This window comes from Nocardiopsis sp. FR4, assembly GCF_009830945.1.
Taxonomy (GTDB): domain Bacteria; phylum Actinomycetota; class Actinomycetes; order Streptosporangiales; family Streptosporangiaceae; genus Nocardiopsis.
The window spans coordinates 266,227-287,440 of sequence record NZ_ML776455.1 but is presented as its reverse complement, the minus strand read 5'-3'; the positions used below and the strand labels follow the sequence as shown (position 1 = coordinate 287,440).

Sequence of the window (21,214 nt, the reverse complement as noted above, 5' to 3'; positions counted from 1 at the left end):
CCGTACGGTCACCCGACCCGCAGGTCCAGGTCGGGCGGCATGATCATCACGAACATGCCGATGCGCATCCCGACCTGGAGCCAGGTGTTGCGGAAGCACGCCCACAGGTAGCCGTAGAACAGGCTGGCCGCGGCGTAGGTCAGGACGGCCAGGCCGGTGTTGTACACCAGGCCCTCGCCCGGGAGCTGGGAGACCGCGTCATAGGGCTGGATGACCGCGTAGGTGACGGCGAAGACCACCGAGGTGGCCACGATGCCGCCCCAGCGGCCCATGAGGATCTCCAGGCGGGTCTGCATCATCCCCCGGAAGAAGATCTCCTCGCACACGGCGATGACGGCGAAGGCGAGCACGAAGCCGAACAGGGGGAAGGAGAGCGCGGGCACCCCGCCGTGCGGGATGATCAGGTAGCCGACCAGGCTCAGCGCGATCGCCACCGGGACCAGCCCGAGCCACCGCCACGCCTCGGCCACCTTCAGCGCGATCGCGGGCATGGCGGTGCCCTTGCCGTCCACGGTGATCCCCGAGCGGTCCATGACCAGCAGCGGCAGGGTGAACAGGAACAGCAGCCGGGAGACGAGGGAGGCGGACATGGCCAGGTCCGCGCCGATCTGCGCCCCGTAGACGCGGAAGAGTAACGACAGCAGGGCCATCGACAGCACGAAGCAGACCAGGAACAGCGCCAGCCAGACCAGTTCGCGGTTGATGGGGTGCCCGTCCATCGCCTGGCTCACGCGGCGGTCCAGCTGCTCGCGGGCGCCGAAGCCCCGGACCATGGCCCAGGCCATGACCACGCCGACCAGCATGGGCGACCAGGCGACCAGGAAGAGGACGATCGAGTCCCCCAGGACGTCGGCGCGCAGTGCGGGGTGCGTGAGCATCGGCACCACCAGGAGCACCACGGCGAGCAGAGCCCAGCCGGTGAGCCCCCATCTTCGCACGATCGTCACAAGAGTCCCCCCTGTCTCAGAAGACTCATTCTGCCCAAGGGGAAACTAATAGCGACTTAATGACTACGGTATGTCGTCAGTTGTCTTGCCACGGAGTACCCGGCGTCTCCTCCCGGAGGACGGTGCCGTGGCGGCGCGGGGCCGCTCCAGGAGGGTTCCGGGAGCGGCCCGCGCGGCACGGAGGGGGCGGCGGTCAGTGCCCGTTGTCCAGGACCGAGCTCAGGAAGGACTTGGTCCGCTCCTCCCTGGGATCGCCGAAGATCTGCTCCGGCGGCCCCTCCTCGGCGATCCGGCCCTGGTCGAACATGAGCACCCGGTGCGAGACGTCGCGCGCGAAGGTCATCTCGTGGGTCACGCACAGCATCGTGATGTCCGTGGTCTCGGCGATCTCGCGCAGCACGTCCAGCACGCCGGCCACCAGCTCGGGGTCCAGCGCCGAGGTGACCTCGTCCAGCAGCAGGATCTCCGGGCTCATGGCCAGCGCGCGGGCGATCGCCACCCGCTGCTGCTGCCCGCCCGAGAGCTGGGTGGGATGGGCGTCGATCTTGTCGCTGAGCCCCACCATCTCCAGCAGTTCGGCCGCCCGGGCGTTGGCCTCGTCCTTGGGCTTGCCCAGCACGTGCACGGGTGCCTCGATGATGTTCTGCCGAACGGTCATGTTCGGGAACAGGTTGAACTGCTGGAACACCATGCCCACGCGCTTGCGGCGCTGGCGCAGGTAGCCCTCGCTGGCCGGGGACAGGTGCGAGCCGCGGCGCATGTGGCTGTAGGGCTCGCCGTCCACCCAGATCACGCCCTCGGTGACCTTCTCCAGGGTCATCAGCAGGCGAAGGATGGTGGTCTTGCCCGAGCCGCTCGGGCCGATGAGGGTGACCCGCTCGCCGGGGGCGACGGAGAAGTCCAGGTGGTCGAGCACGGTGAGGTCGCCGAAGCGCTTCACCACCTGGTCGAACACGATCAGGGGTTGGTCCCCGGGCCCGCCCCCGACACCCTGGGGTTGCTCGTGCTTCGGGGTATCAGACGGCGGCATAGCGTCGCTCCAGTCGTCGGATGAGGATCGCGGAGGGCACACTCACGAGCAGGAACAGGAATCCCACCACGGTGTAGGCCTCCACGACGCGGAAACTGGCACTGCCGATCCGCTGGGCCTGGGTGAGCAGCTCGGCCACGCCGATCGCGATGAGCAGCGGTGTGTCCTTGAACATCGCGATGAGGTAGTTGCCCAGCGCGGGGATGACCTTGCGGATGGCCTGGGGCAGCACGATGGCGCCCCACGTGCGGTGGGACGGCAGGCTCAGCGCGCGGGCCGCCTCCCACTGCCCCTTGGCCACGCCCTCGATGCCCGAGCGGTACACCTCGGCGGTGTAGGCCGCGTAGTGCACGCCGATGACGATGATGCCCACGGTCATCCCGGAGACGGTGGAGGGCGCCAGGAGGAAGACGAACACCAGCTGGATCACCAGCGGGGTCGTCCGGATGAACTCCATGGCCGCGTGCAGGACCGCCCCGACCACCGGCGTGCGGCGCACGACGGCGATCAGCAGGCCCAGGGACAGCGCGATCAGGTAGCCGAAGACGGTGACCTGCACCGTCACCCCGAGCCCGCGCAGCAGGTCGGGCATGACCTGGAAGGTCCACTCGAAGTCCCAGTACATCACTTGCCCGCTCCCGTCCTGGTGTCGACCGCCGGGGGACGCAGAAGGGCCAGCGGGCCGGCGCCGCCGGGCGAGGTGCGGCCCAGCTTCCGGTTGGCGCGGCGTTCGAGCAGTCGCATGCCGAGGATGAGCACCTGCGCGATCAGGTAGTAGAGGACGAAGGCCCCGACGAAGGCGATCACCGTCTCACCCGTGGACTGGCGCATCTGCTGGGCGACGGCGGTCAGGTCGACCACACCGATGAGGAAGACCACCGCGGTGGCCTTCATCAGCTCGATGACGAGGTTGCCGAACGTGGGCAGCATCTGGGCCCACGCCTGGGGCAGCACGACCAGGCGCATGCGCTGGGACCACGAGAAGTTCAGCGCCACCGCGGCCTCGACCTGGGCCCGGGGCACGGCGTTGATGGACGAGCGCACGACCTCGGCGCCGTAGGCCCCCACGTTGAGGCCCAGGGCGAGGATCGCCGCGAAGCGGTCGTCCAGTTGGAAACCGCTCAGCTGGGGCAGGGCGAAGGCCATCCAGAACATCAGCACCAGGGCGGCGATGCCCCGGAACACCTCCACGTAGACCGTGGCGACGGCCCGGGGCAGCCAGTGCCGGATCGTCCCCATGGTCCCGAAGAACATGGCCAGGACGAAGGCGAGGGCGGAGCCGCCGAGGGTGAGCTGAACGGTGACCCACGCGCCGTCGAGGTAGAGCGGCAGTCGCTGGATCAGGAAGTCCACCGCGGGCTCATCCCTCGCAGAGTTCGGCGGTGGTGGTGTCGTCGGGGAGGTCGGCCTCGGTGAAGCCCCACTCCTCGCCCAGCTCCAGGAGGCGTCCGCTCTCCTTGAACTCGGCGATGACCCGGTTCATCTCCTCCAGCATCGCGCTGTCCTGCTGGCGTACGCACAGGCCGCCCCAGCCCTTCTCCTCCTTGCCGTCGATCTCGGGGAAGAAGGGCTCGGTGACCTCGAAGGGGCCGCCCCGGTCCTTCAGGAGGTACTCGTGGGACACGCTCAGCATGGAGACCGCGTCGACGCGCCCGGACTCCAGCATCTCGTAGCCGGCTGTCTGGTTGTCGATGAGCTGGATGTTCTGCGCCCCGAAGTGCTCGGCGTAGGTCTGCTCGACCGAGCCGTTGAGCACCGCGACCGTGATGTCGCCGTTGTCGGCGAAGTCGGTGAAGTGCTGGATGTTCTCCGGGTTGCCCTCCCTTACCAGGAAGGCCTCGGGCGAGGTGGCGGTCGGCTCGGTGAAGGCGACCTGCTCACAGCGCTCGGGGGTGATGAACATGCCGGCGGCGATGACGTCGAACCGGTTGGACTTCAGTCCCGGGATGAGCCCGTCCCAGTTCACCGGCGAGGCCTGGACCTCGGGCACGCCCAGCTCCTCGAAGACGGCCCGGGCCACGGCCGGGGACTGCCCGGCGGGCTCGCCGGACTCGTCGACGAAGCCGAAGGGGATCTCGTTGGCCAGGCCGATCGCGACGAAGCCCTGTTCGCGCAGACGTTCCAGGGTCGAGGCGCCCTCCTCGCCCTCGCCGCCGTCGACCCGGGTGCAGGCGGCGAGGCCGAGGGTGGCCAGGCCGATCCCTCCCAGTCGGAAGGCGTCCCGGCGGCCCCAGGTTCCTCGGCGTACGGCTGGTACCTGCTTCTTCACGACTGCTCCTCGAAGGACTCACGGGCGCGGCGCCGTGGCCCGGCGGGCGGGCCGCGCGTTCGGTTGGTGGGACGCCTGGTGTGGGCGGGCCGCGGTGCGGTGCCGCGGCGGCGACCACCGGGCGGGGCAGGGTCCGGCGGCCTGGTACGGGGTTCTCCCTCCCCGGACTCACCCGGCCGTAACGAGACCCGTTTGGTCCGTTATGCACTGGTTATGCATGTGCGGTCGGGGAGTGACCAGCGCCTTCGGGCAGCTCGGTGCGGGTCACCTGGCCTTCGTGACCCTGGGTTCCGACTCCCGTCACGCTGGGGTGGCCGGGGCCGGAGGGGGCCGGGAACCGCCGCGGGCGGGGCCCGAAGGACCCCGCCCGCGCGGTGTGTGGGTCGAAGCGACCGGATCAGGCCGGGGAGCCGGCCGTGTCGTCGTCCTCGACGATGAGCGGGTACACGCCGTTCTCGTCGTGCACCTCGCGCCCGGTGACCGGCGGGTTGAACACGCACAGCACGCGGAAGTCCGTCTTGGGGCGCACGGTGTGCCGCTCGTGGCCGTCAAGGAGGTAGAGGGTGCCCGGGGTGATGATGTGCTTCTCCCCCGTCTCCTCGTTGGTCAGCTCCGCCTCACCCTCGATGCAGTGCACGAGTTCAACGTGGTTGGCGTACCACATGGTGGTCTCCGTGCCCGCGTACAGGACGGTCTCGTGGAAGGAGAAACCCACCTTCTCCTTCGCGAGGATGACCCGGCGGCTGCGCCACGTCTCCGTCTTGATGTCGCGCTCGGTGTCGTTGACCTCGTCCAGGCTGCGAACGATCACTGGTCTCTCCTTACGCGCCCGGGGGCGCCTTTCGGTGGTGGTGCGACACGGCGCGGGGCCGGACGACGTCCTGAGGGTCGCCGCCCGGCCCCGTACCGTGTGAAGGGGATCCTCTGCCCGGGAATTCCCCGATCAGGCGGGCTGTGCCACCTTGACCGCGGCACGGGCCGCGTCAGCCATGATGTCAAGCCCGGCGGTCAGTTCCTCCTCGGTCGCGGTAAGAGGCGGCAGCAGTTTGGCCACCTCGTCCTCGGGACCGGAGGTCTCCAGGAGCAGGCCGCGGTCGAAGGACTCGGCCGCGACCTTCTTGGCGATGTCGGTCTGCTCGAAGGCCAGGCCGCGGGCCAGGCCGCGACCGCGCACGTGCGCGCCGAACTCGGCGTGCTCGGCGGCCATCTCGGCCAGGCGGGCGGCGACCATCTCGCCCTTGGCCTTGGTGGCCTGGGCGAACGAGGCGTCGGTCCAGTAGCGGCGCATGGCCTCGGCGCCGGTCACCATCGCCGGGTTGAACCCGCGGAAGGTGCCGTTGTGCTCGCCCGGCTCCCACACGTCCAGCTCGCGCTTGAACAGGGTCAGGGCCAGCGGCAGGCCGTAGCCGCTGATGGACTTGGACAGGGTGACGATGTCCGGGGTGATCCCGGCCTCCTCGAAGGAGAAGAAGTCACCGGTGCGGCCGCAGCCCATCTGGATGTCGTCGACGATCATCAGGATGTCGTACTCGCGGCACAGGTCCGAGAGCTCGCGCAGCCACTGGGCGCTGGCCGCGTTGATGCCGCCCTCGCCCTGGACCGTCTCGACGATCACGGCGGCGGGCTTGTCCAGGCCGCTGCCGCTGTCGTCCAGCAGGCTGCGCAGCCACAGGAAGTCCGGCGTCCTGCCGTCGAGGTAGTTGTCGAACGGCATCGTGGCCACGTGGCCCAGCGGCACGCCCGCGCCGCCGCGCTTCATGGAGTTGCCGGTGACGGCCAGGGCGCCCAGGGTCATGCCGTGGAAGCCGTTGGTGAAGTTGACGATGGTCTCGCGACCGGTGTACTTGCGGGCCAGCTTCAGCGCGGCCTCGACCGCGTTGTTGCCCGCGGGGCCGGGGAACTGGACCTTGTAGTCCAGGCCCCGGGGTTTGAGGATGACCTCCTCGAAGGTCTCCAGGAAGTCCCGTTTGGCGACGCTGTAGGCGTCGAGGCTGTGGACGATCCGGTCGTCGGTCAGGTACTCGATGAGCGAGGTCTTCAGCGCGGGGTTGTTGTGCCCGTAGTTGAGCGAACCCGCTCCCGCGAAGAAGTCCAGGTAGGGCTTGCCGGCCTCGTCGTAGACGTGGCTTCCGACCGCCCTGTCGAACACAACCGGCCAGTTCCGGCAGTATCCGCGGACTTCGGACTCCAGGCGCTGGAAGGTATCCATGGTGTGTTCCTTGGTTCCTTTCCCCAGGTTCGTGGGCTCATGGCTTGGACGATGGGGTGGGTGGATGGATCCGGTGCGGATGTCGGTCACGCTTGCGGTCCGGGGCCCAGGGGGCCGATGCGAACGAGGTCCTCGGGGTCGTGCGGGGTGTCTCCCTCGGGGAAGTGTTCTCCCCCGAAGAGCGGACTCCACACGGCTTCGGCCCCGCGGTCCCTGGCGAACGAGGCGAACAGGGCGCGGGAGGCGGTGTTGTCCGCGGTGACGGTCGCCTCCAGGTAGCGCAGGCCGCGCTCGACGATCCGGTCACCGATGAAGTCGAGCATCCGGCGGGCCAGCCGCTGTCCGCGGAACGCGGAGTCCACGGCGACCTGCCAGAGGAAGTACGTGTCAGGGCTGTCGGGCCGGACGTAGCCGGTGACGTAGGCCGCGACGCGGCCCTCGTCGTCACGGGCGACGACACTGGTCTCGGCGAAGTCCCGGCACCAGAGCGCGTAGGCGTAGGGCGAGTTGACGTCCATGCCGTTCCTCCCCGCCAGCCGCCACATGTGCGGCCCGTCCTCCAGGGACGGGTGCGACAGGTGCACGCCTCCACGGCTCGCGGCCCCTGGGTTCTCCGGGCCCGGGGCCCCGGCGTCAGTTCGGTCGCGTGCTTGGAGGTTGGTTCGTAGATGTGGCACGTCGATCGAACTTAGCGAACGAACGTCAATGAGGTTTCGGCGAGAACGCGCGCGAATGTTTGAGCAGACCCCGGTTGGGTATGGCCCGTTTATTTAGCAGCACCGCAAGGCTGTGACCAGGACGTTCACCGGCCGCGTGGAAGTGGTCCGACCACGGGCTGACCTCCCGTCTGTCAAGGGATTTCACGCCGCGGCGGCACGGGACCCGGAGGGGCCGGGAGCGCGGGGCACGGGCGGAGCGGCGCGGGGGCGCGCCGACAGTCACGGTCAAACATAGGGCCTGGACAAGCAATATTAAGCGTGTGTTAAGTCACATCAATTCGGTGGAAACCTCGAGACATAACACCATGGGGGTCCTCCGCCCGCGCCCCACCGTACGCCCGGAGGCCCGGGGCGACCCCGTGGGACACCGGTTCCGATGCGGTTTCCCCGCCCGCGGCCGCGCCCGACGCGCCGTGCGCCGAGGGGCTCCCGTGGTCCCGCTACCCGAAGCGTGCTTGAGAAATCACGGATTTTCCAGCAGACTGCGCGTAGTACTACACAAGGTCGTACTACACTAGGTCGCATCGCTGCACCGCGATTCCCGGGTGGACCACCCGTGTGCGGTGGGGCGACGGAGTTCCCGACCCCGCCGTGAGAGCACGGTGCGGGCCGCTGACCACGGATCACAGCCACGGATCGGAGGCGCCCGTGAACCGCCTGTACCACGAGAGCGAGGACTGGGTCCTCCAGGGCAACTGCCGTTCCTACGACCCGGAGATCTTCTTCCCGGTGAGCAGCACGGGGATCGGGCGCGCCGACACCGAGCAGGCCGTCGCCGTCTGCCGCAGCTGTACTGTTCGCCAAGAGTGCCTGCGGTGGGCCCTGCGGGCCGGGGAGGCCCACGGAGTCTGGGGTGGCACCACCCCGGAGGAGCGGCGCTACATGCGCCGCGAGCTGGTCCCGGCCGGTCGGAACTGAGCACGTCGCCCGGGGGCCACCGGCAGCGCGGGGGACCGCGTCCGGTGGCCCCGTTCCGTGTCCCGCCCCACTCCTTGCGGCACCGCGCGGAGCGGCCTTAGGTTCTCTTCTCGTGCGACCCGCTCACGGCACACTCCGCCTCACGCGCACGGCCCTGCTCGCCGCCGCGTGCACCGCCCTGGCCTGGGGCGGCCACAACCTGTGGGCCGCCTCCCCCGCCACGTCCGGCGGCTTCGCCGCGGCCACGGCCGTCCTGTTCCCCGTGCTGTGGCGCTTCACCCGCACGATGCGCGGCTTCGGCGACATCTTCGCCGTCATGGCCTGCGCGCAGGTGGTGCTGCACCTCGTGCTCCAGGGTTCGGCCGTCCCCGCCCTCCTCGTCCGGGACACCGGCCACACCGGCCACGGTCTGCTCGCGCACGTCCTGGGGCTGGCCCCGGGCATGCTGTTCGCCCACCTGTGGGCGGCGCTGCTGGCCTCCGCCCTCCTGGCCCACGGCGAGGCGGCGCTGTGGTTCCTGGCCGCCCTGCTGCTGCGCTCGCTGCCCTCGAGGCTCACCCCCTCCCTCGCGTTCCCCGCCTCCGCGCCGCCGACCGGACGCTCCACGCCTGCGGCGCCCCGCGCCGTCGCGCTCTCGGCGCACGGCCCCCGCGCTCCCCCCTCCCCCGGCCCCGGTCCGCATCCACCCCGGCCCCGGCCGCGCGGGACGACCGACCGCGCACGGGTCCGCACCGAACACTGAGGGAAGACATGAACACCACCCGCAACACCTCCCGGGCCTCCGGCCACGACGCCGCGGCCCGCCGCCGCGCGCTCCCGCGGCCCGCCGCCGCGCTCCTGGCCCCGCTGGCCGCCGCGGCGCTGGCACTGGCCCCCGTGCCCGCACTGGCGCACGACGTCCTGACCGACTCCAGCCCCGAGGACGGCCAGACCCTGGACACCGTTCCCGAGGAGGTCTCGCTGACCTTCAACAACCCCCCGATGGAGGGCGGCAGCGGCAGCGCCGTGGTCGTCACGGGCCCCGACGGGGAGACCACCTACGAGGAGGGCGCGCTCACCTTCGACGGCAACGACGTGTCCGTGGGACTGGCCGCCCTTGACCAGGCCGGGGAGTACACCATCGGGTACCGCGTGGTCTCCTCCGACGGCCACCCGATCCAGGGCAGCCTGGCCTTCTCGGTGACCGAGGAGGCCGTCGCCGCGGCCGCCCCCGAAGCCGAGCCGGGGGAGACGGCCGCCGAGGAGAACGCGGCCGAGGAGGAGACCGCCGCTGAGCCGACCGACGAGGCGACCGCCGCCGGGGAGTCCCAGGAGGGGTCCGGCGTGTCCTGGGCCGCGCTGGCCGTCGTGGGCGTCGTGGCCCTCGGCGGTATCGCCGCGGTCGTGCTCGTGGCGGCGCGGACGCGCAACCGTCCCGGCGGCGGCCAGGGCTAGGGCCCGGTTCCGGGGTACGTACAGGGGCCCCGTCCCGGCCCCCGGTCTCCGGGGAACCGGGGCGGGGCCCCTGTACGTGGTCGTGCGGCCGCGGCGGCCGCCAGGGGGCTGACGGCCCCGGGCGACGGGTCCTCAGACGCGGCGGGCCAGGAGGATGCTGATGTTGTCCTTGCCGCCCGCCTCCATGGCGGCCTGCCACAGGGCGTGCACGGCGGCCTCGTCGCTGCCCGCCTCGGCGATCATCCGCTCCATCTCCTCGGGCAGCACCAGGTCGGAGAGGCCGTCGCTGCACATGAGCCAGGCGCTGGGGTCGGCGGCGTCGTCCCGGCCCACGTGCGGGACCATGCTGCCCCCCGAACTGCCGCCCAGCGACTGGGTGATGAAGTTCGTGGTGACCGGGCGGCCGTCCTCGGACGGAGGCAGGGCCGGTGAGTCGTCCTCGGAGAGCTGGCGCAGGCGGCGCCCCTCCAGGCGGTAGGTCCGGGAGTCGCCGACGTTGAACCAGAAGTTGCCGTCGTTGTTGAGCAGCACGCCCGCCACCGTGGTCCCCATCCCGGAGAACTCGGTGTGCTGCGTGGCGTGGTCCTTGATCTCCTCGTCGATGTTGCTCAGCAGCTGGGCGATCTCCTCGGGACCGTCCAGGCGCGGCCCCATCTCGGCCATGCGGTGCACCGCGTGCTCGGAGGCTATCTCCCCGGCGGCCTGGCCGCCGATCCCGTCGGCGACCGCCAGGATGACGGGCTCGCTCACCGGGAGCACACAGCGCACAGGCGAGGTCATGTTCGCACTGGCGACGGTCAGGGCACCCATGACCACGGCGTCCTCGTTGGCGGGACGGATAGCGCCCCGGTGCGTGAGGGCCGTGACGATGACTTCCCCACCAGCGACACCCATACGCCCTTCCTCCCGTTTCGTCGGCCGTGGCCGGCGTCCGGCGACCCGCGCCGGACCTTGGTCGAGTCCCGTTCAACGTCTGGATTCTGTCACCGTACCGAGCCACCGCCGGACTGGGTCAAAATCCGCGTACATCATGGCGGAAAACACCCGGATACGCAGTTCCGACCGGGGTTCCCGCCGCCGAAAGCGCCGCGGCGGCCGGATGGTCGGCACGGGTCACGCCGTCCGGTGTTCCGCTCTGACAGTAGCGGCGGCGCCATCCACCCGACAGGGGCCGTGCACCTCTACCGAGAATTCGCAGTACAGAGAACGCGCCGCCGGGTTACGGCCAGACCCGAAACACCCTTCGGCCGTGGTGCGGGATCGGCCTCCCGTTGTCGGAACGGGAACCGTCTGGCAGAATGGTCCCCGTTGGGTGTCTAAGACGCAGACACACACGACCCGCCCCGTGCGCCCTTACCCGGTTACGCACGGTGGCACCGTCCTCCCGACCGGTCGTTTGGTGTGGTTCTCATGCGTCTGCCCTTCTTCTCCTTTTCCTTCCCGCCGTTCCGCCACAGCCGTACGCGCCCCGCGCCTACGGCTGTTCGTGTTGGCGGACGGCCTCCGCCCCGGGCACCCCGTGCCCGCACCCCCGCGCCTCCCCCCTCGCCGCTGTCGCGCACCCGCTCCACGGCCAGAGGCGCCCAGACCCAGTCCCCGCCCGGGAGGATTCCGATCCCCGCTCCGGAGTCGCTCCGGGCACACGACGGACACCAGACGAACCCGTGTCCAAGGAGTTCAGCCCAGTGAAGATCGCCATGGTCGCCGAACACGCCAACCCCCTCCCCGCCCACCGGGGAGAACCCGCCTGCCCCGCCAGCCTGCACGTGTGCGCGCTGTCCCGACAGCTCGCCAAGCGCGGGCACCGCGTGACGGTCTACGTCCGCCGCAGCGGTCCCGACCAGCCCGACGGCCGCACGCGCATGGCGCGCGGCGTCTCCGTCGCCTACCTGGACGCCGGTCCGGCCCGGCCGGTCCCCGCCGACCGGCAGGCCGAGCACACCGGTGCCTTCGGAACCGCCCTCGCCGCGGCCCTGGACGAAGACGCGCCCGACGTCCTGCACGCCATCGACTGGACCAGCGGTCTGGCCGCCCTGCACGCCCAGGCGCACAGCGAACGCGACCAGAGCGGCACGCCCATCGTCCAGACCTTCCACTCGCTCAACGCCAGCGAGCAGCGCTCCGGCCTCACCCACCGCCCCGAGCGCGCCCGCATGGAGACGATCCTGGCCTCCCGGGCCGACCACGTCCTGGTCAACTCCACCGACCAGCAGGGCGAGCTGGCCCGGCTGGGCGTGCCCCGCCACCACGTGAGCGTGGTGCCCTTCGGCGTGGACCCCGACCACTTCAGCGTGGAGGGCAGCGCCTCCGCCGAGCACTGGAACTCCCGCCGCGAGGAGCGCGCCCGCCTGGTGTCGGTCACCTCGTTCACCGAGGCGGGCGGCGCCGAGCGGCTCGTGGAGGCGATGGTCCGCCTGCCCGAGGCCGAGCTGCTGCTCGTCTCCACCGCCGAGGACGTCGAGGTGGCCCTGGACGAGAACGCCCGCCGCGTCGAGCTGCTGGCCAAGGAGGCCGGGGTGAACGACCGCGTCCACCTGACCGGGCCGGTCGAGCGCAAGGAGCTGCCCCGCCTGCTGCGGTCGGCGGACGTGTACGTCTCCGCCGCCTCCTACGACCCCTACGGCGGCGCCGTCCTGGAGGCCATGGCCTGCGGCCTGCCCGTGGTGGCCACCGCCACCGGCGCGACCCCCGGGGCGGTCCTGCACCGCACCAGCGGCGTGCTGATGCGCTTCGGCCGTCCCGACGAGGTGGCCCGCGCGGTGCGCGCGGTCCTCAACACGCCCACCATGAGCACCGCCTACGGCATCGCCGCGGTGGACCGCGCCCGTTCCCGGTTCACGTGGCAGCGGATCGCCGTGGAGACCGAGCTGGCCTACGAGCGGTCCCGGCCCCAGCAGGCCGAGGACGGCACGGCCGACGAGGACGAGACGGACGGCCTGCTGCTGTCCGGGCTCTCGAACTGAGCCGTGTCAGTGCCGCGCCGTTATCTCCGGCCCTTCGACCCCGTTGCGGAAGGGCCGAAAGGGGTACACAGACCGTGGCGCTCGGACGGCACCGGGCCGGATCCGAGCGCGGACACCACACACACATGACCTTCCAGCACCAGGGACTGCTCTTCGGCCGTGAGCGGCGGTTCCACGAGGTGGCCAGGCAGCGGTTGCGGTCCGCCGTACGCGAGAACGCCCACGCGGTGCTCGCGGTCAGGGCGGACCGCGCCGAGGCGCTCCTCGCGGGCCTGGCCCCGGCTGAGCGCGCGCACGTGCGCGTCGCGGACCGGGACTCGCTCTACGACGCGCCGGGGCGCGCCCTGGCGGCCCTGCACCGCCTGGCGCTCACCCACGCCCCCGGCCCGGTGGTCCTGGTGGCGGAGCCCCCGCTGCCCCTGTCCTCCGAGACGGAGCTGCGCGAGTGGCACCGCCTGGAATCGGTGCTGTGCACGGCCCTGGCCCCGCAGCGGCTGCGGCTGCTGTGCGCCCACGACGAGCGGGACCTGACCCCGCGCACGCGCTCCGCGGTGGTCGCCACCCACCCGGTGCTGCTGGGGCCCGCGGGGCCGCTCCCCAACCCCCGGTACCGGGGCACGGCGGCCTTCGGCGCCCGTCCGGTCGCGCCGGACCCGCTGCCGGTGGCCGGTGCCGTGCACCGGCTGGACATCGGGATGTCCCTGCCCCGGCTGCGGGGCGACCTGGCCGCGCTGGGCGAGGACGTGGGCTTCCCCCCGGAGCGGATCGACAGCCTGGTGGTGGCGGTCAACGAGCTGGCCGCCAACGTGCTGGAGCACGGCGCGGGCAAGGGCACCGTGCAGGTCTGGCGCGCCCCGGACCGGTGGGTGTGCGACGTCTTCGACGAACGCGGGGGCCTGCGCGACCCGCTGGCCGGGTACCGGCCTGCCGACAGCCTGCGCGCGCGGGGGTACGGGCTGTGGATCACCAGGCAGAGCTGCGACTTCCTGGAGATCAGCGGCAGCGGTGAGGGGTCGCTGGTGCGGCTGCACTTCGTGGACCGGATCGGCGCCCGCAGGGCCGCCGAGGAGGCCGGGAGGCCGGCGCCGCTCAGCCCCTGAGGGAGTCCACGGCGGCGTCGGTGCTCTCCATGATCGGGATGACCTGGTCGATCCCGGCGATCACGAAGAGGCGGTTGACCTGCTGCTGGGGCTCGGTGACCACCAGCCCCACCCCCAGGTCGCGGGCCTGCCGGTAGGCGGAGACGAGGACCCCGATGCACCGGGAGTCGCAGAAGCTGACCTTGGCCAGGTCGACCACCACCCCGCGGGGCGGCGCGGCGGCCAGGACGCCGTCCAGGACCGCGGCCAGTTCGGGAGAGGTCACCGCGTCCATGTCCCCCACGGGGGTGACGACGACGACGCCGTCCTCGCGCCGGGTCGGGATGTCTGACGTCACGGTCGCTTCTCCTTGTCGTTCCGGGGCGGCCCCGAGCCCTCATCATGGCGCGTTTCGATCACGCTGGGGACTCATCGCCCGGTGTTGCCCCGGTGTTCACTCTCGTGGCGCGCCGGTGCGACGCGGCCGCGGCTGCGGCCCGGTGTTCTCCTCCACGAGGTCGCGGGCCACCTCCACCACCCGTTTGCGGTTGCGCTGGGCGACCTCGCGCAGCGCGGTGAAGGCGGTGTCGGCGTCGCATCCCCGGGCGTGCATGATGATGCCCTTGGCCTGGTCGATCACCGTGCGCGCCGACATGGCCCGGCGCATGTGGGCGGTCTCGCGGGCCGCGTCGGCCTGGCGCCCGGCGCTGTAGAGCGACACGGCGGCGTGCTCGGCCAGCAGGGCGGTCAGCGGCGCCACCACGTCCTCGTCGAAGGCGTCCGCGCGGCCGGAGTGCACCCCGAAGGTGATCACCCGGTCGTCCCCCTCGCCGGGCATCGGGCTGGGCAGGGTGATGGAGGAGCGGTCGCCGCACTGGACCGCCATGCTGGTGTAGCGCGGCCACCGGTGGGGTTCGCGCAGGACGTCGCCCACCCGGACCTGGCGCATGTCGCGGACGGCCTCGACCGTGGGCCCCTGGTCGCTGGTGTACTGGTGCTCGAAGGCCGCCGACAGGTCGGCGTGGGAGGCCCCGTAGTCGGTGACGACGTGGCGGACGGAGCCGTCGGGGCCCCCGACCTCACGCCAGACCACCACCAGGGCGGCCGAGCAGCCGGGCACGCCCAGGGCCGCCGCCCTGCTCATCTGGTCCAGGGCGCGTTCCAGGGTGGTGCCGTCCTCCTGCCCCAGCGCGCCGATGTCACGGGCCAGGCGCTCGATCCACACGATCCGGCCTCCTTCGCGCGTCCGGGTCCCCCCTAACCGTAACCTTGGAGGACCGTGGGCGCGGACATCCGTTAGCTTCGGTGCAGACCCCATCCACGACGGGAGACCTGAGCGTGTCGGACAACCTCGCGGGGTTGCAGCGTGAGATCACCGCCCTGGGTGAACGCATCTCCGCTCTGCGCAACACGCACACCATGTATCCCGACGACGCCCGGAGCACGGCGGAGGCGGCCCTGGCCGAGCTGGAGTACGCCGAGCGCCTGCTGGGCGACGCCGGTTCGGAGCTGGCCAGCGCGCACGCCCACCCCGGCCCGCGGCGCCAGGGCGAGGACGGCGGCGACCGGGCCCTGCTGCGCGCGGTGTTCCAGGAGCTGAGCGTCCCCGTGGTGCTGCTGGACCACGAGGGCTACATCCGGCGCATCAACAACGCGGGCGCCGCCCGGCTGGGCAGCGCCCCGGGCTACCTCACCGGCAAGCCCTTCGCGCACTTCGTGGACCTGCGCAAGCGCGCGGCGATGCGGTCCTGGCTGGCGGCGGTGCTGCGCGGCGAGGGAAGCACCTCCCTGGAGTCGCGGCTGGCCCAGCGGGGCTGGGCCGAGGACGTGCACCTGACCCTGACCCGGCTGGAGCTGCCCACCGAGCCCCACCCCCTGGTCCTGGTGGCGATGTCGCCGCCGATGAACGGCGCCGAGGAGGAGGGCCCCGCCCCGCTGGAGCCGGAGGTGGAGGACCAGGTGGTGGTGCTGGCCGCGCGCAGGCTGGACGTGCTGACCCGGATGACCCGGCTGCTGCTGCGCTCGGCCGGTCCGGGCGGGGCCGGGAAGCCGCTCGCGCTGGCCGACGCCGCCGAGCTGCTGGCCGACTCCTACGCCGACTGGGTGGTCGTCGACGTGTGCGACCTGCCCACCGGCCCCGAGGCGGCCCGCCGCGCGGTGGTCGCCGGTCCGGTCGACGCGCCCGCGGAGCAGGAGGAGGCGGTGACCGAGGCCGCGCCCGGCGCCTCCGACATCCCCGGCGAGGTGCTGCGCCGGGGCCAGTCGCTGCTGTTCCCCCTGATCGAGGACGAGGGCGTGCTGGGCCACGCCGCGTCGGGCGCCCCGCTGCTGGCGATGCTGGGCGCGGGTTCGCTGCTGTCGGTGCCCCTGCGCGGCAGCCGGGGCGTACGGGGCGCGCTCACGCTGATCCGGCGCAGCAACCGGGGCAGCTTCCGCCTGGCCGACCTGGGCCTGATCGAGGAGATCGGCGAGCACATCGGCCTGGCGCTGCCGCCGCGCCCGTCCGGGTGAGACCGGGCGGCCGTTACTCGGGGCCGTGCAGGGTGTCCACCAGGGTGGACAGGCGCGAGACCGAGTCGTCCACCCGGCGCACGCCCTCCACCAGGGGCTGGTCCACGTCCTGGTACGTGTCCACGATGTGCTCACGCAGTTCGGCGAGGTCGGCCTGGACCTGCCGGGCGCGCTGCGCCAGCTGCTCGGCCAGGAGCCTTCCGGACTCACCGGTCTCCTGGCCCAGGTCCCGCTGCAGGGCGCGGGCCTGCTCGCGCATCTGCGCCTTGAGGTGGTGCAGCTCCACGAAGACCTCGACCTTGGAGCGCAGCACCCAGGGGTCGAAGGGCTTGAGGAGGAAGTCCACCGCGCGCGAGGCGTAGCCGCGGAAGACCTGGTGCCGGTCGAACTCCTGGGCGGTCAGGAAGATGATCGGCACGTCCTTGGTCTTCTCGCGCTGCTTGATGTGCGCGGCGGTCTCGAAGCCGTCCATACCCGGCATGACGACGTCGAGGAGGATGACCGCGAAGTCGGTGCCCAGAAGGTGCTTGAGTGCCTCCTCACCCGAGTTGGCCCGGATCAGGTTCTGGTCCAGGGAGGTGAGCGCGGCCTCCAGCGCGATCAGGTTCTCGTCTCGGTCGTCGACGAGAAGGATGTTGGCCTTCTGGGTCACTTCGGGTTACTCCACGTCCTCGTTCGGGGTGCTGCTGGTGTCGGTCTCCCCGCTCTGACCGCCGTCACTCGCCTCGTGGCCGGCGGTGAGCCACCGTCGCATGACGTCGAGCAGGTGGTCCAGGTCGACCGGCTTGGTCACGTAGTCGGTGGCCCCCGCCGCGAGGCTGCGCTCGCGGTCGCCCTGCATGGCCTTGGCGGTGAGCGAGATGATCGGCAGGTCGGCGAACTGCGGCATCTCCCGGATTCGCTGGGTGGTCTGGTTGCCGTCCAGCTCGGGCATCATCACGTCCATCAGGACGAGGGAGATGTCCTCGTTGGCCTCCAGTTTGGCGATTCCGGCGTGCCCGTTGTCAGCGTAGAGGACCTCCAGGCCCTGCGCCTCGAGCGCGCTGGTGAGCGCGAAGACGTTGCGCACGTCGTCGTCGACGATGAGCACGCGCTGTCCGCTCAGGACGGCCCGCCGCTCGGGGTCGGTGCGCGCCTCCGGCTCGGCCGCCTCCTCCGACTCCTCGGCCCCGCCCGGGGCGGGGTGCTCGGGGACCTTGAGCACCGGCACCGTGGGCAGCGGCTCCTCGGACAGGTCGGTGAGCGCCGCCACGGCGGCGTCGAAGTCCTCGTCCGGGATGGAGAACTCGTCGTCGAGCACGGAGGAGCCGAGGGTCTCGGCGTCCGTGCTCCGGCCGGAGCCCAGCGCGGGCAGCGAGTCCACGCCGCCCAGGGAGCCGGCGTCCTCGGCCCGCTCCCCGGCGTCCTCGGGCAGGCGCACGGGCAGCAGCAGGGTGAAGGTGGAGCCCTGGTTGGGCACGCTCTGCACCCGGATCTCCCCGCCGAGCAGGCGGGCGAAGTTGCGGCTGATGGACAGCCCCAGACCGGTGCCGCCGAAGCGCCGCGAGGTGCCCCCGTCGCCCTGGTGGAAGGCCTCGAAGATGACCTGGAGCTTGTCCTCGGCGATCCCGATGCCGGTGTCGGCGACGGTGAAGGCGATGACCTCCTCGTTCTCCACGAACATCTCCAGGTCGGTGTCCTCCAGCGCCCAGGCGGGCTCGATGATCAGCCGCACCTCGCCCTGCGGGGTGAACTTGACCGCGTTGGAGAGCAGGTTGCGCAGGATCTGCTGGAGGCGCTGCTCGTCGGTCCACAGGGTGCCCGGGATGTCCGGGGACACGTCGACCGTGAAGGCCAGCCCCTGGTCGCCGGTGACCGGGCGGAAGGTGGCCTCGACGTAGTCGACGAGCTGGGCGATGGAGACCTCGCTGGGCTGGACCTCGGCGCGTCCGGCCTCGACCTTGGACAGGTCGAGGATCTCGTCGATCAGCAGCAGCAGGTCGCTGCCCGCCTTGTGGATGGTCTGGGCGAACTCGACCTGCTTGGGGGTCAGGTTCTGCTCGGCGTTGTCGGCGAGCAGGCGGGCCAGGATCAGCAGGCTGTTCAGCGGCGTGCGCAGCTCGTGCGACATGTTCGCCAGGAACTCCGACTTGTACTTGGAGGAGACCTGGAGCTGGTGGGCGCGCTCCTCCAGGGCGTTCCTGGAGCGCTGGATCTGCTGGTTCTGGAGCTCGATGGCCCGGTTCTGGTTGGCCAGCTGGGTGGCCTTCTGGCGCAGCTCGGCGTTCTTGCCGCGCAGCTCCTCCTGCTGGCGCTGGAGCTCGTTGGAACGCTCCCTGAGCTGGCTGGTGAGCTGCTGGGACTGTTCGAGCAGGTCCTCGGTGCGGTTGTTGGCCAGGATCGTGTTGATCGTGGTGCCCAGCAGGGCGACGAGCTGGCGCAGGAAGTTCTTGTGGATCTCGCGGAAGTCGTCGTAGGAGGCGAACTCGATCGCGCCCAGGGGACGGCCCTCGGAGATGATCGGCAGGATGTAGAGGTTGCGCGGCGAGGCCTCGCCCAGGGCCGACTCGACCTTGACGTACCCCGGCGGGATGTTGCCGACCTGCTGCTCCACCTGCTGGGCCAGGGCCTCGCCGACCAGTCCGACGCCCTTGCGCACCCGGCGGCGGCTCTCGTCCGGCTCGAAGCCGAAGCCCGCGTAGAACAGGAAGTTCTCCTGGTCGTCCTGGTCCTCGGGCAGGTAGCAGGCGCCGTGCTGGGCACCGATGAGGGGCGTCACCTCGGTCATGATGAGGCGCGCCAGCTCCTTGAGGTCGCGGTGGCCCTGGATGTGCCCGGAGATGCGGGCCACGTTGGACTTGAGCCAGTCGGCGTCGCGCTGGGTGGCGGTGGTCTCGCGCAGGTTCGACACCATCAGGTTGATGTTGTGCTTGAGCTGCTCCATCTCACCGCGGGCGTCGACCTGGATGTTGCGGGTCAGGTCGCCCTTGGCGACGGCGTTGGCGACCTCGGCGATCGCCCGCACCTGGGTGGTGAGGTTGCCCGCCAGGCCGTTCACGCTGTCGGTGAGCTGCTTCCACGTTCCGGTGACGCCCTCGACCTTGGCCTGGCCGCCCAGCTGGCCCTGGCTGCCCACCTCGTGGGCCACGCGGGTGACCTCGGTGGCGAAGGCGGAGAGCTGGTCGACCATCGTGTTGACGGTGGTCTTGACCTCCAGGATCTCGCCCTGCGCGTTGACGTCGATCTTCTTGGTCAGGTCGCCCGCCGCGACGGCCGTCGTCACCTCGGAGATGTTGCGCACCTGCGTGGTGAGGTTGTGCGACATCGAGTTGACGTTCTCGGTGAGGTCCTTCCAGATGCCCGAGACGCCCTTGACGTCGGCGCGGCCGCCCAGCTTGCCCTCGGTGCCCACCTCGCGCGCCACGCGCGTGACCTCGTCGGCGAACGCGGACAGCTGGTCCACCATGACGTTGATGGTGTCCTTCAGCTCCAGGATCTCGCCCTTGGCGTTGACCGTGACCTTCTTGGTGAGGTCGCCCGCGGCCACCGCGCGCGTGACCATGGAGATCTGCCGCACCTGGTAGGTCAGGTTGTTGGCCATGGAGTTGACGTTGTCGGTCAGGTCCTTCCAGACCCCGGACACGTCGCGGACGTGGGCCTGTCCGGCCAGTTTGCCCTCGGTACCGACCTCGCGGGCCACCCTGGTCACCTCGCTGGCGAAGGAGTCCAGCTGGTCGACCATCTTGTTGATGGTGTCCTTGAGGTCGAGCATCTCACCCTGGGCGTCCACGGTGATCTTCTTGGTGAGGTCACCGGTGGCGACCGCCGTGGTCACCTGCGAGATGTTGCGGACCTGGTAGGTGAGGCTGTTGGCCATCGAGTTGACGTTGTCGGTCAGGTCCTTCCAGATGCCCGAGACGCCCTTGACGTTGGCCCGACCGCCCAGCTTGCCCTCCGTGCCGACCTCGCGCGCCACGCGCGTGACCTCGTCGGCGAAGGAGTCGAGCTGGTCGACCATGGTGTTCACGGTGTTCTTCAGGGCGAGCATCTCACCCTGGACGTCGACCTGGACCTTCTGGGTGAGGTCGCCCCGGGCCACGGCGGTGGTCACCTGCGAGATGTCGCGCACCTGGTTGGTGAGGTTGTCCGCCATGGAGTTGACGTTCTCGGTGAGGTCCTTCCAGATGCCCTGGACGCCGCGCACGTTGGCGCGCCCGCCGAGCTTGCCCTCGGTGCCCACCTCGCGGGCCACCCGGGTCACCTCGTCCGCGAAGGTGGACAGCTGGTCCACCATCGTGTTGACGGTGTCCTTGAGGTCGAGCATCTCGCCCTGCACGTCCACCGTGATCTTGCGGCTCAGGTCGCCGCGGGCCACGGCCGTGGTCACCTCGGAGATGTCGCGCATCTGGTCGGTGAGGCGGGAGGACATCTGGTTGACCGACTCGGTGACCTCGCGCCAGGCGCCGGAGACGCCCTCGACCTGGGCGGTGCCGCCGAGCTTGCCCTCGGTGCCCACCTCGCGGGCCACCCGGGTCACCTCGCCGGCGAAGCCGCTCATCTGGTCGGCCATGCGGTTGACGGTGGTGGCCAGGCGCAGCAGGTCGCCCTTGAGCTCGCCGCGCCGTCCGCTGGTGGAGGCGCGGCGGCTGAGCTGGCCCTCGGCCACCGAGTCCAGCACCCGGGCCACGTCGGTCACCGGTTCGGCGACCTCGTCGAGGAGGATGTTGAGGGCGTGGGCGCTCTCGCCCCAGGCCCCCCGGGAGGGGTTGACGGCCACCCTCTCGTTGAGTCTGCCCTCGTTGCGCACGACGTCGCCCACGCGTTGGAGCTCGTCACTGAGCTGCTCGCTGTGGTCGACCACCTCGTTGAAGACCGAGGCGATCTCGCGCATGACACCGCCGCCGCGCTTCCTCAGCCGTACGCTGAAGTCGCCGTCGCGCATGCGGTACAGGGCACGCAGAATCTCGTCGAGCTGGTCGTCGGCCACCAGTTCCTTGACCGCCTCGGGCATCGAACCCCCTTCTCAGCCTGCTCTGCCACCTCGGCTCCCTCGGTCCGGCCCCGTCGGCGGGCACGGAAACGGGGGTAGGCGGTCGTGACCGCGTACCCCTGGTGACACCCCGTCACGCTACCCGTGCGGGGAACCACCCGAAAGA

General features: G+C 71.1%; 19 protein-coding genes. 6 read left to right on the top strand and 13 right to left on the bottom strand.

The genetic code is table 11. The features are described from left to right. Positions 1 to 8: 8 nt before the first annotated feature. The 8 genes from FYW95_RS03530 to ectA all read right to left on the bottom strand — a co-directional run bounded on the left by FYW95_RS03530 (position 9) and on the right by ectA (position 7,039). Positions 9 to 947 (bottom strand): CPBP family intramembrane glutamic endopeptidase, encoded by a 939-nt coding sequence (locus FYW95_RS03530; protein ID WP_236572034.1) that lies wholly within the window; start codon positions 945 to 947, stop codon positions 9 to 11. Between the two features lie 193 nt (positions 948 to 1,140). Then, positions 1,141 to 1,977 carry an ectoine/hydroxyectoine ABC transporter ATP-binding protein EhuA gene (gene ehuA, locus FYW95_RS03525; protein WP_159941534.1) on the bottom strand — a complete coding sequence of 279 codons (837 nt, stop codon included), beginning with the start codon at positions 1,975 to 1,977 and terminating at the stop codon, positions 1,141 to 1,143. Then, a complete protein-coding gene (ehuD, locus tag FYW95_RS03520; RefSeq protein WP_159941533.1) occupies positions 1,964 to 2,602 on the bottom strand; it encodes an ectoine/hydroxyectoine ABC transporter permease subunit EhuD in 639 nt (212 codons plus the stop codon). Before ehuD ends, ehuA begins: the two co-directional genes overlap by 14 nt. Beyond that, positions 2,602 to 3,330, bottom strand: coding sequence for an ectoine/hydroxyectoine ABC transporter permease subunit EhuC (gene ehuC / locus FYW95_RS03515; protein WP_159941532.1), 729 nt, complete (start codon positions 3,328 to 3,330; stop codon positions 2,602 to 2,604). The genes ehuD and ehuC overlap by 1 nt, the downstream gene beginning before the upstream one ends. A 7-nt stretch (positions 3,331 to 3,337) precedes the next feature. Continuing rightward, the gene (gene ehuB, locus FYW95_RS03510) at positions 3,338 to 4,177 is read right to left on the bottom strand and encodes an ectoine/hydroxyectoine ABC transporter substrate-binding protein EhuB (RefSeq protein ID WP_160049989.1); all 840 of its coding nucleotides are present in this window, start codon (positions 4,175 to 4,177) and stop codon (positions 3,338 to 3,340) included. Positions 4,178 to 4,643: 466 nt separating this feature from the next. Further along, positions 4,644 to 5,057 carry an ectoine synthase gene (locus FYW95_RS03505; protein WP_159941531.1) on the bottom strand — a complete coding sequence of 138 codons (414 nt, stop codon included), beginning with the start codon at positions 5,055 to 5,057 and terminating at the stop codon, positions 4,644 to 4,646. A gap of 132 nt (positions 5,058 to 5,189) precedes the next feature. Next, complete coding sequence (ectB, locus tag FYW95_RS03500; RefSeq protein ID WP_160049979.1) at positions 5,190 to 6,455, bottom strand: diaminobutyrate--2-oxoglutarate transaminase; 1,266 nt, start codon at positions 6,453 to 6,455, stop codon at positions 5,190 to 5,192. A gap of 86 nt (positions 6,456 to 6,541) precedes the next feature. After that, the gene (gene ectA / locus FYW95_RS03495; RefSeq protein WP_159941529.1) at positions 6,542 to 7,039 is read right to left on the bottom strand and encodes a diaminobutyrate acetyltransferase; all 498 of its coding nucleotides are present in this window, start codon (positions 7,037 to 7,039) and stop codon (positions 6,542 to 6,544) included. A gap of 783 nt (positions 7,040 to 7,822) precedes the next feature. On the opposite strand from ectA, the gene FYW95_RS03490 reads away from it, so the two are divergent. The 3 genes from FYW95_RS03490 (at position 7,823) to FYW95_RS03480 (ending at position 9,526) form a co-directional block, all read left to right on the top strand. Further along, positions 7,823 to 8,092, top strand: a complete 270-nt coding sequence (locus FYW95_RS03490) for a WhiB family transcriptional regulator (protein WP_159941528.1) — start codon at positions 7,823 to 7,825, stop codon at positions 8,090 to 8,092. 112 nt (positions 8,093 to 8,204) lie between these two features. Further along, a complete protein-coding gene (locus tag FYW95_RS03485) occupies positions 8,205 to 8,834 on the top strand; it encodes a copper resistance protein (protein ID WP_236567659.1) in 630 nt (209 codons plus the stop codon). Positions 8,835 to 8,842: 8 nt separating this feature from the next. Beyond that, positions 8,843 to 9,526, top strand: coding sequence for a copper resistance CopC family protein (locus FYW95_RS03480; RefSeq protein WP_159941527.1), 684 nt, complete (start codon positions 8,843 to 8,845; stop codon positions 9,524 to 9,526). Positions 9,527 to 9,658: 132 nt separating this feature from the next. Here the strand turns inward: FYW95_RS03480 and FYW95_RS03475 are convergent, their stop codons facing one another. Beyond that, entirely contained in the window at positions 9,659 to 10,420 is a 762-nt protein-coding gene (locus FYW95_RS03475; RefSeq protein ID WP_159941526.1) for a PP2C family protein-serine/threonine phosphatase, read from the bottom strand. Between the two features lie 791 nt (positions 10,421 to 11,211). Here FYW95_RS03475 and FYW95_RS03470 point away from each other — a divergent pair. Together FYW95_RS03470 and FYW95_RS03465 are read left to right on the top strand one after the other, a co-directional pair. Beyond that, positions 11,212 to 12,489, top strand: a complete 1,278-nt coding sequence (locus FYW95_RS03470; RefSeq protein WP_159941525.1) for a glycosyltransferase — start codon at positions 11,212 to 11,214, stop codon at positions 12,487 to 12,489. Between the two features lie 125 nt (positions 12,490 to 12,614). Continuing rightward, positions 12,615 to 13,589 carry an anti-sigma factor RsbA family regulatory protein gene (locus FYW95_RS03465; RefSeq protein ID WP_159941524.1) on the top strand — a complete coding sequence of 325 codons (975 nt, stop codon included), beginning with the start codon at positions 12,615 to 12,617 and terminating at the stop codon, positions 13,587 to 13,589. Here FYW95_RS03465 and FYW95_RS03460 read toward each other — a convergent pair. Both FYW95_RS03460 and FYW95_RS03455 read right to left on the bottom strand, forming a co-directional pair. Then, positions 13,579 to 13,926: an STAS domain-containing protein gene (locus tag FYW95_RS03460; RefSeq protein ID WP_159941523.1), complete on the bottom strand. Its 348-nt coding sequence runs from the start codon at positions 13,924 to 13,926 to the stop codon at positions 13,579 to 13,581. The two genes, FYW95_RS03465 and FYW95_RS03460, sit on opposite strands and share 11 nt — an antisense overlap. A gap of 96 nt (positions 13,927 to 14,022) precedes the next feature. Beyond that, positions 14,023 to 14,793, bottom strand: a complete 771-nt coding sequence (locus FYW95_RS03455; protein ID WP_159941522.1) for a GAF and ANTAR domain-containing protein — start codon at positions 14,791 to 14,793, stop codon at positions 14,023 to 14,025. A gap of 113 nt (positions 14,794 to 14,906) precedes the next feature. On the opposite strand from FYW95_RS03455, the gene FYW95_RS03450 reads away from it, so the two are divergent. Then, positions 14,907 to 16,079 carry a GAF domain-containing protein gene (locus FYW95_RS03450; RefSeq protein WP_159941521.1) on the top strand — a complete coding sequence of 391 codons (1,173 nt, stop codon included), beginning with the start codon at positions 14,907 to 14,909 and terminating at the stop codon, positions 16,077 to 16,079. Positions 16,080 to 16,092: 13 nt separating this feature from the next. On the opposite strand, the gene FYW95_RS03445 is transcribed toward FYW95_RS03450, so the two are convergent. Both FYW95_RS03445 and FYW95_RS03440 read right to left on the bottom strand, forming a co-directional pair. Next, complete coding sequence (locus FYW95_RS03445; protein ID WP_159941520.1) at positions 16,093 to 16,731, bottom strand: response regulator; 639 nt, start codon at positions 16,729 to 16,731, stop codon at positions 16,093 to 16,095. A 6-nt stretch (positions 16,732 to 16,737) separates the two neighbouring features. After that, positions 16,738 to 21,069 carry a HAMP domain-containing protein gene (locus FYW95_RS03440; RefSeq protein ID WP_159941519.1) on the bottom strand — a complete coding sequence of 1,444 codons (4,332 nt, stop codon included), beginning with the start codon at positions 21,067 to 21,069 and terminating at the stop codon, positions 16,738 to 16,740. Between the last annotated feature and the right edge of the window lie 145 nt (positions 21,070 to 21,214).

Bases quoted from the DNA above. Each gene is read 5' to 3' on its own strand.
- FYW95_RS03475 (WP_159941526.1), bottom strand. From the start codon at position 10,420: ATGGGTGTCGCTGGTGGGGAAGTCATCGTCACGGCCCTCACGCACCGG.
- FYW95_RS03480 (WP_159941527.1), top strand. From the start codon at position 8,843: ATGAACACCACCCGCAACACCTCCCGGGCCTCCGGCCACGACGCCGCG.
- ehuD (WP_159941533.1), bottom strand. From the start codon at position 2,602: ATGTACTGGGACTTCGAGTGGACCTTCCAGGTCATGCCCGACCTGCTG.
- FYW95_RS03465 (WP_159941524.1), top strand. From the start codon at position 12,615: ATGACCTTCCAGCACCAGGGACTGCTCTTCGGCCGTGAGCGGCGGTTC.
- ehuA (WP_159941534.1), bottom strand. From the start codon at position 1,977: ATGCCGCCGTCTGATACCCCGAAGCACGAGCAACCCCAGGGTGTCGGG.
- FYW95_RS03440 (WP_159941519.1), bottom strand. From the start codon at position 21,069: ATGCCCGAGGCGGTCAAGGAACTGGTGGCCGACGACCAGCTCGACGAG.
- ectB (WP_160049979.1), bottom strand. From the start codon at position 6,455: ATGGATACCTTCCAGCGCCTGGAGTCCGAAGTCCGCGGATACTGCCGG.